The organism is Litorilituus lipolyticus, assembly GCF_006439335.1.
GTDB lineage: Bacteria > Pseudomonadota > Gammaproteobacteria > Enterobacterales > Alteromonadaceae > Colwellia > Colwellia lipolytica.
This window is the reverse complement of record NZ_SAWY01000041.1, coordinates 144,362-162,881: the sequence shown is the minus strand read 5'-3', so window position 1 is coordinate 162,881 and position 18,520 is coordinate 144,362. Positions and strand designations below refer to the sequence as shown.

At 39.0% G+C, this 18,520-nt stretch carries 10 protein-coding genes; 2 read left to right on the top strand and 8 right to left on the bottom strand.

Annotated elements, in window-relative coordinates:
- The first annotated feature begins 74 nt into the window (after positions 1–74).
- Both EPA86_RS17455 and EPA86_RS17450 read left to right on the top strand, forming a co-directional pair.
- Entirely contained in the window at positions 75–2,279 is a 2,205-nt protein-coding gene (locus tag EPA86_RS17455; protein WP_140605671.1) for a marine proteobacterial sortase target protein, read from the top strand.
- The gene (locus EPA86_RS17450) at positions 2,266–2,850 is read left to right on the top strand and encodes a class GN sortase (protein WP_140605670.1); all 585 of its coding nucleotides are present in this window, start codon (positions 2,266–2,268) and stop codon (positions 2,848–2,850) included. The genes EPA86_RS17455 and EPA86_RS17450 overlap by 14 nt, the downstream gene beginning before the upstream one ends.
- On the opposite strand, the gene EPA86_RS17445 is transcribed toward EPA86_RS17450, so the two are convergent.
- The 8 genes from EPA86_RS17445 to EPA86_RS17410 form a co-directional block, all read right to left on the bottom strand.
- Positions 2,843–5,212 carry an EAL domain-containing protein gene (locus tag EPA86_RS17445; protein ID WP_140605669.1) on the bottom strand — a complete coding sequence of 790 codons (2,370 nt, stop codon included), beginning with the start codon at positions 5,210–5,212 and terminating at the stop codon, positions 2,843–2,845. The two genes, EPA86_RS17450 and EPA86_RS17445, sit on opposite strands and share 8 nt — an antisense overlap.
- Positions 5,213–5,353: 141 nt before the next feature.
- Positions 5,354–6,094 carry a substrate-binding periplasmic protein gene (locus EPA86_RS17440; RefSeq protein WP_140605668.1) on the bottom strand — a complete coding sequence of 247 codons (741 nt, stop codon included), beginning with the start codon at positions 6,092–6,094 and terminating at the stop codon, positions 5,354–5,356.
- 244 nt (positions 6,095–6,338) lie between these two features.
- Positions 6,339–8,864, bottom strand: coding sequence for a glycoside hydrolase family 3 protein (locus EPA86_RS17435; protein WP_140605805.1), 2,526 nt, complete (start codon positions 8,862–8,864; stop codon positions 6,339–6,341).
- 43 nt (positions 8,865–8,907) lie between these two features.
- Positions 8,908–10,152: a sugar MFS transporter gene (locus tag EPA86_RS17430; protein ID WP_140605667.1), complete on the bottom strand. Its 1,245-nt coding sequence runs from the start codon at positions 10,150–10,152 to the stop codon at positions 8,908–8,910.
- 237 nt (positions 10,153–10,389) lie between these two features.
- On the bottom strand, positions 10,390–13,353 hold the full coding sequence (locus tag EPA86_RS17425) for a TonB-dependent receptor (RefSeq protein ID WP_140605666.1): 2,964 nt from the start codon (positions 13,351–13,353) through the stop codon (positions 10,390–10,392).
- A gap of 70 nt (positions 13,354–13,423) precedes the next feature.
- Positions 13,424–16,105 (bottom strand): glycoside hydrolase family 16 protein, encoded by a 2,682-nt coding sequence (locus EPA86_RS17420; RefSeq protein WP_140605665.1) that lies wholly within the window; start codon positions 16,103–16,105, stop codon positions 13,424–13,426.
- A 266-nt stretch (positions 16,106–16,371) separates the two neighbouring features.
- The gene (locus tag EPA86_RS17415; protein ID WP_140605664.1) at positions 16,372–17,214 is read right to left on the bottom strand and encodes a LytR/AlgR family response regulator transcription factor; all 843 of its coding nucleotides are present in this window, start codon (positions 17,212–17,214) and stop codon (positions 16,372–16,374) included.
- Positions 17,215–17,216: 2 nt separating this feature from the next.
- A complete protein-coding gene (locus EPA86_RS17410; protein ID WP_140605663.1) occupies positions 17,217–18,341 on the bottom strand; it encodes a sensor histidine kinase in 1,125 nt (374 codons plus the stop codon).
- Between the last annotated feature and the right edge of the window lie 179 nt (positions 18,342–18,520).

The window sequence follows — 18,520 nt, the reverse complement described above, 5'->3', positions numbered from 1 at the left end:
ATTGCCATATTTCTGTCGAAAATGCGCCTAAGTTGCTTGTTTTAATAATCGTTAATACTTCAAGGAGAATTAACGTGATCAAAGCAACGCCAAAAGAAAAACAGTCTATTTATTATCAAAGTTATCATCAATACAAAAAGCCGCGTCGAAAATGGCCCATCGTCGTTTTATGTATAACCGTTATTGTTGGGGCGTTGTTTAATTTAAATAAAAGCTATGCTCAACGTGTTAACTTTGATAGTGCCCAAAGGCATGCTTCATTACTCAATGATGTCGGTACAGGGCAACTATTATTTAATGAGCACCTCCCTCTTAACCAAACAGAAAAGCACTCTACTTATAATAAATCTGCCCTATTAATGAACTCAAGGGCAAGTTTTGACATCAATGGGCTTATTGCCAAAGTCACCGTTGAGCAATCATTTTTAAACCAAAGTGATCAGCTGATTAATGCAATTTACGCGTTTCCTCTGCCTGATAATTCAGCCGTAAATCAACTAAAAGTGCAAATTGGTGAAAGAAAAATCATTGGCAAAATTATGGAAAAAAGCCAAGCCAAGAAAGTGTTTCAAAAAGCATTAAAAAGCGGCAAAAAAGCAAGTTTAGTAGAGCAACACCGCCCCAACCTGTTCACCAATAAAATAGCGAACATCGCTGCTAAAGAACAAATTACAGTAACGTTAACCTATTACCAGCATATTGATTTTAAAAACGATATGTTTAGTCTTCGTTTTCCAATGAATATCACCCCAAGATATCAACCAAACAGAGTCAATAGCCAACAAGGCTTAGAAGGCTCAATGGCTGAACAACTCGCTTTTTCTGGTAGCAAAAACAATAAGCAAAATATTCAACTGTCAATCAGCTTAAATGCGGGCGTTCCATTAGCCGCTATCAAGAGCCCTTCCCATGATATTCAAACCTTTCCCATATTGAGTAATAGCGTGAAGAGCACACCTAATGACGAAGAATATAATTCAACCTCCGCTATTGCTCGTCCTATGTCCATTAAACTCAGCAAGGGGCAAACCGTAATGAATAAAGATTTTATTTTACAGTGGCAAGCCAGCCCTTCAGCCACCCCACAGCTTGCCGTATTTAAGGAAGAAATTAATCAAGAAACCTACGCCCTAGCGATGATTTTACCACCGCAATTATCATTCACTCCTGATCAGGATGAGAGAGTGAACCAGCAAAGCTCTGATGACTTTTCTCGACATATAACCTTCGTTATTGATACCTCTGGCTCTATGCAAGGATCGTCAATCATTCAAGCCAAACAAAGCTTACTGTTTGCCTTAAACACCTTAAATCCCCATGATAAATTCAATATTATTGCCTTTAATTCAAGCTATCAAAGTAGCTTTTCACAACCGCAACCAATCAATCAACAAAGCATCGAGGCAGCAAAGCACTTTATTAATCAATTACATGCCAACGGTGGTACGCGCATGTATGAACCTTTAAGCAAAGCTTTAACTACCTCCGCATTAGGCGAAGCAGCCATTAAGCAAGTTATCTTTATAACGGATGGTGCCGTCAGTAATGAGCTAGAGCTGTTTAAACTAATTCATCAAACACACAATTTACCGCGATTATTTACTGTCGGCATTGGCTCAGCACCTAACAGTTATTTTATGCGTAAAGCCGCACAATTTGGTCGTGGCACCTTTACTCATATTGGCAACGTCAATCAAGTACAAAAGAAAATGACTGAACTGTTAACACAAATTAGTCAACCCGCATTACGCAATATCAACTTACAGTTTCAACCACTTCATGTTGGAACCATTGAACAATACCCCAGTAAGATTCCAGACCTATATCAAGGCGAACCCTTGTTAATCGCGATAAAAACTAAAATGATGCCCGCAAGTATTCAAGTATTTGGTGAACTAGCAAATCAAGGATGGCATCGAGAAATATCTTTAGTAAAAGAGCAGCAACATACAGGTATTTCTACCATTTGGGCAAAAGCTAAAATTACCGATTTACTCGATGGTTTGGTCACAGGAAAAGATGCTGATACGGTCAAAAAGACAGTACTTAAAACCTCGTTACAACATCAAGTTATATCACCCTATTCAAGTTTCATTGCTGTAGAACAGGCGCCCGAAACTCCGCACTCACTACCAATGGAAGAACAGTTAACGGCAAAAACAGCAACGCCATTTCCTAAAACAGCACTTGGTTGGCAAGCGCCATTTTTCTCAGGGTTAGTATTACTCATTTTCTCGCTTTTTTGGCAATGTAAGCGTGCTCAAAATGCTAGTGCATAAATTCAAACCGCGTCGGCATATTAAAGCCTCATTGCTAACTTGCTTTGCACTCGGACTAATTGTCCACAGTGCATGGCTCCCCTGTAAAGCATGGTTATCTCAGCAACTGATTAACTACAGCTGGCACCAAAGCCAAGGAACCGCAAAGCAAATAACACCTTGGCCTTGGGCTGATACCCACCCTGTGGCAAAGATGGTTATTGCTCGACTTAATAAAGAACTGATTATTTTGCAAGGTGTAGACCCAACAACATTAGCCTTTTCAGCTGGCGCAATGCACCAATACAGTCGCCTTGCTCTTAATAAACCCTTTGTTATTGCGGGCCATAAAGATTCGCATTTTAGTTTTTTACAGGATTTACAAATGAAAGATATTATTTCACTCACCGATAAAGAAGGAAAAAATCAACTTTACCAAGTTGAACACATGGAAATCATTGACAGTGAAGAACAAGCGTTAAAAATAATTGAACAAGACCCTAACCTTGTGCTCATCACCTGTTATCCATTTAACCCTTTAGAGTCAGGTGGCAGTCTGCGCTATGTTATTACCGCCAAATTAATCAGTTGAATTGCTTATTTTCAATAAGCAATTGCGCTAATTCTTTTGACGTTACTGGTTTAACCATATAATAGCCTTGTCCTTTATCGCAATTTAATTGCTTTAACGAATTAAATTGCGATTGTGTTTCAATACCTTCAGCCACAGTTTTAATTCCTAAAGATTTCGACAACTGAATAATCGTTTCTAAAATAATCGTATTATTAGGGCCTTTGATTAAGTTATTAATAAAACTGCGGTCTATTTTTAATATATTAAAAGTGAAGTGATTAATATAACTCAATGAGGAATACCCTGTACCAAAATCATCAAGCGCTACTTTGACTCCCATGGTATGCAACTGCTCTATTGTTTTTTGAGTTGCTTCAACATTATCAACTATCGTTTGCTCAGTAATTTCAATACATAAATGCGACAGTAAATGACTTGAGTACTGATAATAATGTTGAATTTTTTCCATCAATTTAGGCTCTGAAAAGCCCTGGCCTGATATATTAATATTTAAACAGAAGTCATCACCAAGTTGTGCTTTATGAGCCGTTATGAATGCCATTGCTTTCTCAAAAACATAAATATCAAGATCGGGTAAATAACCACTACGGTGCAACTCTGGTAAAAATAAATCTGGCGCCAATAACCCATGCTCATGATGATGCCAACGAATTAACGCTTCTGCGCTACATATTTTTCCTAGCTTAAGATCTATTATCGGTTGAAAAACTAAGTAAAGATCTTCTTGTGCAATCGCCGATAAAAAGTCTCGCTCTAAACGATAACTCGCAGAATAACTTTCTTCATCACTGGCTTCATAATAAAACGCCTGATTACGACCGTTTAACTTAGCTCGGTACATTGCCTCATCAGCTTGAATGAGCAAGTCTTTGGTTGAGATTTCGCCGTGCTCATAAAAAGTCACACCAACACTCGTAGAGGTATTAATATTGCCCTTATCAAAACTGACTTTTTGTTGAACTGCTTCAATAATATAATTAACAATTTTTTCGACATCTCTTTTACTGCGAATATTCTCTAATAACACAGCAAATTCATCACCACCCAATCGACAAAGCGTATCAGAAGCGCGAATACAACCTTGAATACGTGTTGCAATAGTTTTCAGTAGCTGATCGCCTATGTAATGCCCGTATGTATCATTAACCTGTTTAAATCGATCTAAATCTAAAAACAGTACGGCAATCAATCCATTATTGTTACGTTTTGTACGTACAATAGCTTGCTCAACCCGATCACTAAATAGTAAGCGGTTAGGTAATTGCGTAAGAGGATCGTGCAAGGCAAGAAACTGTAGATCAGATTTTGTTTGCATACGCTCAATAGCGTTATGAATATGTTTAGCAACAAAGGAAAGTAATTGTTCATCTTTTTCAGTAAATATATAGCCACTGGCATAACTTTGCACCACAACGATGCCCCTTAACGACTCATCACCAAACGGGACACCAAGCCAAGCCTCAGGTATGCTGCCAATAATGCAAATTTCACCATTAGCTACTCTTTCTTCAATTTGTTCTTTGTTGATCAGTAAAGGTAAGTTACTTTGTAACACATACCCAGAGATACTAGGTATTCCCCCTTCTAATGAGTGCTGCTCATTTTCGATAAGACCGTCTTTCTCATCGACGCAATAGGGAATAAGAAATGACTTCTCATCTTCAGCCAGTAAAGCAATATAAAAGTTATTGGCAAACGTTAAGCGACTAATAGCTTTGTGCAATTTCTTATAAAAGGTTTGAATATTATCGGTAGTGAAAATAAGTTCAGCAATTTCAAATAAACTATCTTGGATCTTACTGCTGTATTCTAACTTATCAATTACTTTTTCTAACTGTATTACCATATCAAAATGGCTAATTTGCGTTGCCATCATAGAGGCAATAGCCATAACAACTTTTAATTGTTCTTCATCGTAGAAATTTGCTTGTGGATGTTCTGAATCGATTACACCTATCAGTTTACCGTCCACTACCATAGGCACTGTTAATTCAGAAAGCCTCACTTCATCATCAACAATATATGACGTTTCTAGACGGGTATCGGCAATAATTCTCGCTTGTTGTGATAAAGCGACTTGGCCAACGATACCTTGGCCAAGAGTTATTTCCAGCGGTGATAAAATATCTTCTTCACAGGGGTTTTTATTGCCATAAGTGGCTGCTTGGATCAGCTTGCTTTTTCTTTCGTTGTAGAGATAAATAACAACATCTTCAAAACCTAATTTAGCCACTACATTCTTAGCTGCATGCCAAATAATCTCATCGATGGTATTCATTTTGAGTAGGTCAATAGCGAAACTACTCACAATATTCAAGTAGTCTTGTTCACTAGGCAATATCTTATTTTTTAACAACATAAACTTATACCGCTCTATCGAAGAATGCCTTACTTACTTAGATTACTCCTTGTTAAACCTGACTGTAAAGGGGACTGATGTGCCATTCACAGCTAAGTAAAATTATATGTTGTCCTTAATGCTCCTAAAAAGTTTAGCTATTTACTGATAATTTAATAATGATTGCTGCCAAAGTTTATCATTAGGCAACTTTTCAACTATTTCAGATAATTTTTGGTGTAAAGCCCTTCGATCTTTTGTTACTAATATGCGTCGCTCAAAAGAATCATGAGGCTCAGTAGATAAATGAAATACATCATGCCATTGTGTTTCCTTCATCATATAACCATATGCGGAGCGCCCAATGATGGCAACATCAACCCGCCTTTTCAATAACATAGGAAAAAGATCAAGCTCCTTCACCGTATCTACACGCACAGCTTTACCTGCTTTAACTAACTCATTTATTCCATAATAATAAAACCCTCTAACGCCACCTATCACCATACCTTCAAGAGAAGCAGGTTTATTATATTGAAAGGGATTAGAGTTTAGAGAAATAATTTCATCTCTATCATGCATAAATGCAGCAGTCCATAAGTACTTTGTTTGGGCTTTGTCTTTAAACCAAGTCGGGTTTACCCCTAAGACCACACCACTAATACGATTTTCCGACAACATCCTATCAAGCCGTTTACGTGGTAAAAAAACAACCTCAAAATGATAACGTGCGGTTAGTTTATTTAAATACCTCGTAAATTCAAAATATAAGCCCGTCTCATCCTCTAAATTAATAACTAATGGAGGCTGCATATGATAAACATAAACATTGATCGGTATTTTAGATGCAGCCTGCGCCCAGCCTGAGTACGCTATCAGTAGTAAAAACAAATATTTATTCATATAAGACAAAATAATTAAACGTTACAGTAAGCATAGCAAAACTATAAAAAACAACATGGTAATATCATAGTGACTAGATCAAGACATATTCAATTATGCTATACGAAAACTAGAAATAGTAAACTTAATTAAATGCGTAAAAGAGGCAATTACAGAGGAATTCAATACTTAAAAAATAAGTGCGGATAAGACTGGGTCAATATTCGCACTATCATGTAGTCAAACGTTTTTTTAATAAACCTTATTAATTACATTGAATATGAGCAGGTGCATCTGCTTCACTTTGAAAATGAATTTGGCTTATTGATAAACTCAGCGCCCCTTCACTTCTTAACTCAAAAGGCACAACAATCTTATCAAATGAAACACCTTGCTTGGCAAAACAATTCAAATCAATAGCAATATCACTCCATTGACTTTGCGCTGTTTTATTGAGGGCTTCAGTTATATTAACATCTGCTCGACAACTACCTTGAGCATCCCCTTCACTTTCACAATTCATTGAAATATAAACTGGCGATTTAATTGGATTTTCTCGTTTTAACTCAACCACTAAAGCTGCTTTCTTTTCTTGCTCAGCAGATAAGTCTTCACGAAAGCCATTAGCACTCATAAACTGAATACCTGCATTATGTTGCCCACCTAATGCTAATTTAAAGGCATCTTCCTGTATCACTTTATCTATCGTACGATACTTAATACCCGTCAAGGTTTGCGTACTTGAATTAATAGCAACTTGCTCATTACCTGACAATAAGTTCATTACCCATGGCTTTTGCACTTTGCCATTAAAGACTTGTGTCCCAACGGATAAATCTTCTGAGAGTTGATAGGTTTCCTCTAATTCTGAAGATAACAACGATGCGTCACCGTATGTTAATCCAAAACCATAAGGTAACAATGGTTCATACACTTCATCATTGCGATTAACTATTTGCTCAGGCGATTTAGGCCATGAAAAGGATAACTTCCCTTTAAAATCATGATTAATTTTTTCATCACTGCCTTTTAGTAACACATCGGCAACCGCTTTCCCCTCAGTGCCTGGCAACCATGCTGCGACAAAAGCATCACTGGCATTAAGCTCAGCATTGACCCACATAGGTCGACCACTAATAAAAACAGAAACTACAGGTATACCTTGTGATTTAAATTGCTTAAGTAAGGCTAAATCTGTTTTATTACCTCGTTGATAAACAAGATTTGCTCTATCGCCATGTCCTTCCGCATACGGCTCTTCGCCAAAAACAACCACAGCAACATCAGGCTTATTAATATATGAGCCATCTGGACTCAATACTACTTGACCGCCAGCGGCTTTCACTTGAGTGGCAAAACCATCATAAATTGATGTCCCACCGGGGAAATCACTATTTTCATTATTAGTGCCTTGCCAGGTAATTGTCCAACCACCTGATTGCTTGCCAATATTATGAGCGGCATCACCAGCAACAAGAATATTCATCTTAGGCGATAATGGTAAAATATTGTTATTGTTTTTCAACAAGACTAACGATTCTCGTACAGCTTGCTGGGCAATTTTACGGTGGTCGTCATGACCAATAAGCTCTATTTTTCCTGAGTACTGTCGTTTTGCCGGACTTGGTTTATCAAACAACCCTGCTCTAAACTTAACGCGTAAAATACGAGATACCGCATCGTCAATTCGCGACATGGCAATATCGCCTGCTTGCACTTGTGCAATGGTATTTTCAAGTAATGGCTTCCATGCATCAGTTGGCACCATAAAAATGTCTAACCCAGCATTTACAGCTTGTGGACAGCTTTCATTGCTACACCCAGCAATTTGACCATGACCATTCCAATCGCCCACTACGAAGCCGTCAAAGCCCATTCTGCCTTTAAGCACATCATTGAGTAAGTACTTACTGCCATGTATTTTTTTCCCATGCCAGCTATTAAAAGATGCCATCACAGACTGTGCCCCTGCAGTTAACCCGCCAACATAGCCTTGAGCATGAATGTCAAAAAGTACTTGCTCTGATGCAATATTATTTCCTTGATCATCACCTGCAACTGTGCCGCCATCACCAATAAAATGCTTCACGGTACTAATAACACGATCATTACCTAAAAAATCTTTCCCAGCTTGACCTTGTAGGCCATGAACAATCGATGCAGCATATGACTTCACTATTTCAGGATCTTCTGAATAACCTTCATATGTTCGACCCCAGCGATCATCTCTTACTGTTGCAACCGTCGGTGCAAATACCCAATCAATACCCGTTGCCATCACTTCTGTGGCTGTCGCTTTCGCTATTTTCTCAATTAACTCAGGGTTATTTGCCGCCCCTAAGCCAATATTATGGGGAAACAGTGTCGCGCCAATGACATTATTGTGACCATGTACGGCATCGGTGCCCCACATGGTTGGAATAGTACTGCCATCAATAGAGTCATCAATTGAGGCTTGATACATAGCTTCAGCTAAGTCAATCCAGTCCTGTGGTGTTGAATGTTTATTGCCATTAGGAAATGAACCCCCGCCATTTAGGTATGAACCAAAGCCATATTTACGCATATCTTCAGCAGTAATATCACGAATTTCAGGCTGTATCATTTGAGCGACTTTCTGCGCTAAAGTCATAGTAGATAAAAGCTGTTGCACTTTAGCTTCTATCGCATCATCTTTAGGCACTTCAGAAACGATAACAGGCCAAATTTCAGTGTTACTTTGCTGAGTTTTTGTCAGCTCTTTATCCGCAGAAGTATCATGTGTACAGGCAAATAGCCCTGTCATTGACATTGCCGCAACAACTAGTTTTTTTGAAATATTCACGAGATTTACCTTATGATTTATCTGTAATAATTTTAGAGCCACTCAGGCCGTAGTAAACAATATAGGCATAACAAAAAGCAGGCAGAATAAAAGCTAATTGCACACCAATAACATCCGCTAACATTCCTTGGAATAAAGGCACAATTGCTCCCCCGACAATGGCTAAGCACAACACTCCAGCGCCATTGCTAGTCGCTTCTTTTAACTCATTAATAGCCAAACTGAAAATGGTAGGAAACATAATAGAATTGAATAGGCCAACAGCGAGAATAGACCACATAGCTAAACTACCGTCTGTTGTCATGGCGATGATTATTAAGGTAATAGACATAGCGGCATTAAAGGCAAGTACTTTACCCGCAGCCACCTTTTGCATCACCACAGCTCCTATAAAACGCCCCACCATAGCTCCGCCCCAATAATAGGCAATAAAACGAGAAGCTTGAGATTCATTCATGCCGGCAATAGTGGGTTCATGTAAAAAGTTAATAAGAAAGCTACCAATAGCGACTTCTGCACCAACATAAAGAAATATCGCAATAGCACCGAGTTTTAAATGACTATACTTCCACGCTTTTGCAGGAGACAGTTCAGCTTGTTCGGTTTTACCTAAGTCAGGTAATTTCAAGAAAGTGAAAACAATCGCTAATAAAAATAAGGCTGCCGCAAGCATCAAGTAAGGTAATTGTACCGCTGTCGCACCAGCAACTTCTGTTTGTTCAGAGCCACTAAAAATAAGCCAAGCACCAAAGAAAGGCGCAACCGTTGTTCCTAACGAGTTAAAGGCTTGTGTCATTGTTAAACGTGATGATGCGGTTTTACTTGAACCTAAAGCACTGACATAAGGATTAGCTGAAACTTGAAGCACCGTAATGCCTGATGCTAAAACAAATAAAGCGAATAAAAACACAGTATAATTTGCAATTGCCGCAGCAGGATAAAACAATAAACAACCAACACTGGCAATTGTTAAACCAGTAACGATGCCTTTTTTAAAGCCTATTTTTCCGACTAATGCTCCTGCGGGTAGAGAAACAATAAAGTAAGCCCCAAAAAAGCAAAACTGCACTAACATGGCTTGGGTATATGAAAGATCAAATGCACCTTTCAAATAAGGAATTAAAATATCATTTAAGCAGGTAATAAACCCCCACATAAAAAATAGTGACGTTAATGACGTTAATGCAAAAGTAAAACTTCCACTTTCATTATGTTGTAATGGCTCTTGTGAAAGCCCTGCAGAACTTGCTGCCATAAATACTCCTACTCTTTTATTTACGGGGTGTATAGATAAAAAATTTGCCAGTTTATTTTGCAATTTCTTTTCATCTTGACGGTTTATATTTTGAATATACCATCATTCCACACAAAAATGTAAGCGGTTACATTTTAAATATTTTGATCCGTACTTAAAGAATTTCCAAATTAATTATTGATTAAGTGATGCAAAATTTGAGAGCAGAGAGGAAGGATATCCTCTCTGCTTTACTGGCTAGTTAAAGCTGTAACGAACACCTAATGCGTATCGAGGACCATATTCTCGTGCGAATAAGAACTGCTCTTCATATCGACCAAAGCCTTGTTCTGTCTCGTTATTAAGGTTGATCCCTTCGAAAAAAACAGTGAATCGCTCTGTGACGTCATAATTAACGCTCATATCCCACTGACCAAACTCTTTAGCAAATTGCGGCGGGTTATCTGATGAGCCTTGGCTTTGACCTACCCCGATAAGGTATTCATCACGCCATGCATAAGTCACTTTCACTGATAAACCGTGTTTTTCATAAAACGCTTGGAAGTTTGCTGAGTCACTTAAACCTGTTAATGGTGTTTGTTGACTCAAGCTATCAACATCAAACTCAACATCACCGTCAACAAAAGTAGCATTCACCCCAACACCGAAGCCGCTATCACCTATTAAGTGCTGTAATGCCACTTCAAAACCATTCACCGTCTTAGTATCAGGTGCATTAAATGGACGGGTAATATCCCATACCATTAATGGATCCTCAGCTGTCGGCTCTAAATACCCTTCATCGTTAAGTGCAGAGCCATTCGCTTGTATTTGAGCAAATATGGCATCGTTAGTCGCTTGATCACCACGCGCTTCAATATCAGACACCGCTTGCTGCCAACGAGGACCTTGGTATATATCTCTAAAACCATCTATGGTGCTTGAAGTGATTTGACTACCAATAAAGTTTTCAACATCTTTATTAAAGAAACCAACCGCGGCATAACTCCCTTCTCCGTAATAATACTCAAGACTTAAATCAAAGTTGGTCGACTCAAAGGGTTGAAGATTAGTATTCCCTTCACCACCATTTCGCGAACCAATTTTTGGGCTGCCTGATAAGCTTCTGCCGCCAGCTAAAGAACCTAAAGGCGCACGAGAAATTGTCTTACCCCAAGAAACACGGCCAACAATGTCATCAGTTAAATCAACACGTAAATCCAGCATAGGTAAGAAGACATCATGCTCACCTTCCATAGTTAAGAAGTTGTTTTCGCCCGGTAAGTATTGCGTATGCCATTCACTACCGCCTTTCCACCACACACTGGTTGGCACAGGCTGAAGAACTTGGCTAGTTACGTCGGTTTGCTCATAACGTAACCCCGCATTTATTTGCACAGGAAAGTCTGCAATATCAAATTCCCATGACGTATCAATATAAACACTTGTAGTATCTTCATTAACGGAGCCTTGAGAAAAAGTCCCCATATCATGGTATGCCGTTGTAGCGAAATAATCATTACCGCCGAGTACTTCATTGGTTAAGAATGCTTCAGAGCGGGCAACCGCTTCATCGAAATCAAATGTATAATAATAATGCGGGTTAAGCTGAGCACCACCACCATCAAATGCATCTAAAAAGTCACCCGTATCATTACGTGTGAACATACCATCTGGAAAAATTTCTGGCCATGAAGGGTTAAATAAGAATCCCCCAATTAAACCACTCCACGCATGTGAACCGCCCATTTCTTGTTCTGTTCTAGCGACACCAAACTTCACATCAACCAAGCCAATATCCACGAGATCATTTTCCCAGACACCATCAACTTGTAACTGTTCTACTGTGGATTTACCCGGAGAATGAATAAACTGACTAAAATGCGAATCAATTTCACTTGGCGCTAATTCGTTAGTGCCATTTTTCCACAATATTTCGCCGTGAGGTATTTCACCAGTACGATAATCATAGATTTTAGTATTTAACTGATCAGAGCCTAAAACTAATGTGCCATGACTACCTAAGCCTTTATCAGCACCATTATCGGTTTCACTGCTTGAATCATGATAATCAAGGGTTAAAAATAGCGTGTCGCTAACTTGCCAATCAATGTTTAAACCAAAAGACTGCTCTTCGACTTCGGTAGTTGCTCTTGATGCAGAATAAGAACCATCATTGCCACTGATATCTGCATAAACCACGGTACCATTCTCATCAAGTTCATAGCCATTGATGTTACCACCGTAATCATTCCACATACCCCAGCCAATAGAGTTCATTCCGGTAACGGCTTTAGTGCCGGTATAATCAGCAGAGATAATTAAATTATCTATCGGCGCATACTGCACGACCACATGACCATTGGTTCTTTCACGTTGAAAATTACCAATGCCATAGTTCATATCACGTGGAAAGAAGTGATTACCTATACGGTTACCTTCCTCATCAAGTGGACGAGGGTCTATCACTTTTGAATCATCAAGGTTTGAAGGTAAATCGACATTCGCTTGCCAGCCCTGAATACTGGCACTTTGTTGTTGAAAATCTCGACGATGGTGGTTAAATGAAAAACCAATACCAAAACTATCATCAGCAAAGGTATTAGAATACACGGCGGAGAATTCAGGAGTGACATCATCACCCTCTTCATTTGACGTGTCATGTATTGCTTTTGCTGATAAAGACATTTTTTCGCCCGGGCTAGCTAAAGGCTTGCTCGTCACGATATTTACCGTGGCACCTAAGCCACCCGTTGGATTTTCTGCACGTGCGGTTTTATAGACTTCCAGTGCTGAAACGCCATCTGACGATAAGTTTTCAAAACTATACGAACGACTATTACCTGTACCTGGCATTTGACGGCCATTCAAAGTCACTAAGTTAAAATCAGGACCAAAACCACGTACAGTAATTTGACTGCCTTCACCGTTACTGCGACTCACTGTAACGCCAGTAATACGCTGTAAAGACTCTGCTAAATTAGTGTCAGGGAATTTACCCATTTCTTCTGCTGAAATGGCATCAACTACGCCTGACATATCACGCTTAACATTCATTGAGCGTACTAAACTTCCCTTGATACCTTGAACTTCAATAACTTCAACGTTGTCTTTTTTTACTTCTGTCGCTTCCTCAGCTAGCACACCACTACTTGTACCTGTGGCTAAAATAGCTGAAATATAAACTGCTAAACGCTTCTTAGAAAATTGTAAATGTTTCATGTTAACCCTACTTTCTTAAAATTTTTTAATGAGAGCGGCTTTCGCCACTCAACTATTTTTTAACGTGCGATTAAGGTGCTTTAATAACGACATTATCTAGTCGATACACAGCGCCATCACCCGTTCCCCAAGCAGGGAAAATCATTAAGACATCTATTGAACTAATATCTAAACCAGCATCAAATAAACTCTGTAAAGAAAACGTATAGGTTTGCCATTGGTCTAGCACTGGGGCTGCACCTTCTTGGCTTGCGGTTAAATCCAGCTCAACGGCCGTGCTAGCATCACCAGATTCAATTTTAAATTTCCACACTGAACTTGCATCGTTAGGTGCAGATAACACTTTCATTTCAAATTGCACGATACCAGTAGCCAGTAGGTTAGAAGCATCTAAGTAAACATCATCATCAGCGAGTAATCCCATTACCGTTGGCGAACTACCAATAACAAATTCAGCGGTCATACCATGCTCAGTATCATCATTTTCAAGGGTCGGCGTTGAACCGCCACAGCAATCCCAAATACTCCACTGTGCTTTGACATCATCGGCAAACAAAACATGGCCAGCAAAATCATCGGCAGCATTAGGATCATGAATCATGACATTATCAACACGATAAACGGCACCATCACCAGTGCCCCATGCTGGAAAAATCATTAATACATCAATAGCACTAACGTCTAAGCCTGCATTAGCTAAATCAGCAAGGTTGAATGTGTAGGTTTGCCATTGTTCAGCAACAGGCGCAACACCTTCTACACTGTCGCTAAGCGGTAATTCAACAGCGCTTTCACCACCATTAGACTCCACTTTAAACAACCAAGGTGCACTTGAATCATTCGGCATTGATGTCACTTTCATTTCAAATTCAATAACACCATTAGATAAAATAGCGCTTGCATCAAAAGGAGCTGGTTGTGCTTCTGGGTCGACAATATTGCCTTCTCTTGAAATAAAGCCCATAACCGTGGGATTAGCTCCAATCATAAATTCAGCAACATTACCGTGTGCTTCATCGTCTAATTCAACTGTAGGCATTGAACCACCACAGCAATCCCATAAAGGCCAGCTTGGGTTTTCTTCGTCAGTAAATACCACAAGTTTTGGTGCTGATATATCTGCTGAAATCTCAAGATTATTCACTCGGTACTGAGCACCTTCACCCGATCCCCATGCAGGGAATATCATCACGACATCAATAGCACTGATATCTAAGCCGCCATCAGCTAATGATTGCAAAGAAAATTCATAATTTTGCCATTCACCAACAACGGGTATAACACCAGCTGCATTGTCAGTAAGTAGCACTTCTACTGCAGTTGCCCCTTCAGTACTTTCAATTTTAACTAACCAAGGTGCGTCAGCAGTGTTTGGTGCAGTAATAATATTTAAATCAAAGCTTACCGTACCTGACTCAATAATAGGTGATGCATCAAATGGGCTCGGTTTACCTTCGGGGTCAGTTATGAAGGCTTCACGTGAGATAAAGCCATTAACTGTAGGAGATGCTCCTACAACAAACTCCATCACATCGCCTTGTTCATCATCTGCAACAATTGCGGGGGTTGAGCCACCACAACAGTCCCATGCAGGCCAGTTTGGATTAATGCTGCCAGAGAAAATAGTTAAGTTTTGAGGAACACCACTTGATGGCGGTGAAGGAATAGGAGCTTTACCGATGACCAAGGCACCATTTGGAAAATCTTCAGTTGCTTCTTGATCCCAACCACCACGAACGGTTTCACAACCTTTACCGGTATCAGGATTTTGCTTACATTGATAAACACGTACATAATCAATTTCGAATGTTTGCCCGTTTGCAAACGCTTCGGCATCAATCCCTAAATTGTTCGTGTTTTCAGGCCAGCTACCGCCAACGGCAAAGTTCAAGATCATAAAGAAGTCTTGATCAAATGGCGCATTGTCCCAATGCGTGGTTAGTTCTCCTGTCACAGCATCGTAATACTCTGCAAACCAGCCTTGGTGTGCAAGGCCTACCGCTTCATCTTTACTGTTGTAGCGTACTTCTGATCTACGTTGGGTGGCATATAAATAATTATCAACATACCAGCGAATTTCACCTTCTTGCCATTCAATAGCATAAGTATGAAAGTCATCAGCAGGATTAATACCGTCAGGTAAACTATAAGCTTTACCTGAATGCACATTATCTGGCCATTCTTTACCATAATGTAATGTGCCATAAATTTGATTTTCAACTACACCTTCTGCATCAACAGTCTTTAAATTCACCGCCTCTAAAATATCAATTTCACCCGATTTAGGCCAACCACCATAGGTTTCATCGGTTGGTAACATCCAAAATGCTGGCCAGCTACCTTGACCACTGGGAAGTTTTGCTTTTACTTCAAAGCGACCATATTTAAAATCTGCTTTATTTTTACTAATAATGCGCGCAGAGGTATAAGGCAGTTCAGCGCCTTCAGCTGCGGGTAATGCCACAATTTTTAATGTACCATCACTTACGTAAGAGTTTTCAGGGCTGTCGGTATAACATTGCTTTTCATTGTTACCGCCACCTTGGCAATTGACTTCATGCTGCCAATTGTTTTCATTAATTACCGTACTATCAAATTCATCACTCCACACCATTTCCCAATCACTGACGGGTTGTTGAGGGTCAATTTGACTCGTATCTGTATTCGTTTCAGCACTACCACCACAACCTACTAACGTAGATGCTGTAGCTAATATGCATAGTTGTGAAATTCTCTTTGCAACTTTAATCATAATTTGTATTCCAAATACCTGACTAGTTCTGTTGTGTCACGTAATTAACAATGTTGTAGTTTTTTTTCTCTAGGCTTGTTAACTAGGTGCTTGAATGTAAAACAGCGATACAAGGTTTCTTTTGTTGTATATGCTATCCCCTACAATCATCTTGGTAAAAATGACAAAAGCTTACAATTGAAATGCGCTATGGTGAGAGACAAACGAGGTATTAGGCTTTACTCGATAAAAAGAACGATAAGGCGAGATATTATTGCGACAACAGGTTAAAGCTGTTTTGATTCAACAAGCTGTTGTATCGCTGAACTGTAATTACGACTAACTTTTAATTGCACATTATCACCAAGCTCTAAAACACTCTCACTATTGCGTAAAGCTTTTACGCTTTTAATACAATGTATATTCACCAATGTTGATTTATGAATACGCTTAAAGACTTTATCATCAAGCTGACTTTCAAGTTTTTTCATGGTAATGCGTACAATGTGAGTTTCTGTATCGGTATGCACACACATATAGTCGCCTGCAGCATCAATCCAACGAATATCTTTAACGGGCAAGAATACTTTTTCATTGTCACTGTTTTTAATGACTAATTCTTTACAATAAGCACTTGGTAATGGTCCATCGGTATTAAGCCACTCTTCCAATTCTGAAATGGCAACACCCGAACTTTCTCCCAGCGCTTTAAGAAGCTTATATTTTTCTTTGGCTTGTTCTTTATCGACATTTTCAGGCGAACGACGCGCAAGAATTCTTTCAACGGTTTTTTGCAGCCGCCCTAAATTTGCCGGCTTTAACACATAGTCAATGGCATTCAGCTCAAAGGCATCTAAAGCGTACTCTCCATAAGCACTGACAAAAACAACCATAGGTAAAATATCAGATTGAAGTGCTTGCACCACTTCTATGCCATTTAACCCTGGCAACTGTAAATCAAGAAACAATACATCAGGAGAAAGCTCATGACACAATTGAATGGCTTGATCACCATCACTAGCTTGCGCAATAACTTTCAATTCAGGAATTTTTTCAAGACGAAGCTTTAATCCTTCTAGGGCTAAGGGTTCATCATCCACAATAACAGCAGTTAACACTCGATCACTCATGGTTAGGTCTCTATTGGCATGGAGATATTGACACTAACCCCTTTATCTTCATGGGTTAATAAATTAATTTCATAATCTCCATTAAACATAGCATCTAATCGTGCTTTAGTATTACTTATCCCAATACCAAAACCTTGCTGCTTCGATTTTTGAATGCCTTGCCCGTTATCAATCACTTGCACATTTAACCTTTGAGCAAGGCAATATGCCTTGATTGTTATCATCCCACCTTCTTTTATTGGTTCGATAGCATATTTAATGGCATTTTCCACTAAAGGTTGCAGCAACATATTAGGTACTTGGCAATTCATTGCTTCATCTTTTATCACCATCTCCACATTGAGCCTGTCACCAAAACGAACCTTTTCAATAGATAAATACAAGGCTAGTAAATCTAATTCTTTCTTTAATGACGTTTTACTCTTTGCTTTAAAATCGAGGGAATAACGGAAAAACTCACATAATTTATCGAGCATTTCATTGGCTTTATCATTTTCATGCTTATAAATTAACGTTGAAATGGCATTCATGGTGTTAAACATAAAATGAGGGTTTAATTGATAACGAAGCATTTGAAGCTGAGCATCTGTCGCTAATGTTTGGGCGCGAAGCAGTTGTGCATGCTCTTTTTGTAGCTTGTGATTATAAAGCATAATAAAGAAAATTGAGGTCCAGACAAACATGGTTGAGAGTGAAAACAACAACCAGCCACCAAACTCAAGCATGTCCCATGCTTCATTCCATTGCTGTTGATAAACAATGACTTTATAGCAACTTAACTTAATAACGTTATAGAGCAGCCCTAAAACGGCTGATGAGGTAAAACTAATGATGAGCATCTTATTTAACGGCAAATGCACAACACGTTGAATAAGCTGCCATTGCAAATAAGACAAGCAAAAACCACTGAAGGTCTCGGCAAATAAATTAATAAGCTGTCTGGTTAAATCAAAATTAGGATCATCGAATTGCGGTCTAATAATGGCGATAAAAACCACCAAAAAGTAGCCTAACCAACCGGTTATTTGTATAGTCCAAAACTGATGGCTTTGCTTAGAAAAAGCTTGAGGTTCTATATCGAGCAGGTTTTCTTCTTTAGGTTGAACTTGGGCATTCTGTAAATTCATTGAGTCAATAACAGCAATAATTAAACCTGTTACTAGATAAGGTATATCAATACATGAAAAATAGGAAATTTTTGCGACAACACGTGCATGCAGTGAGACAACCTGTGCTACCTAGATTTATTAAATGCTCTACTAATCAAACCGGTTATATTGAAGATAAGGTTTTTATCAATTAATGA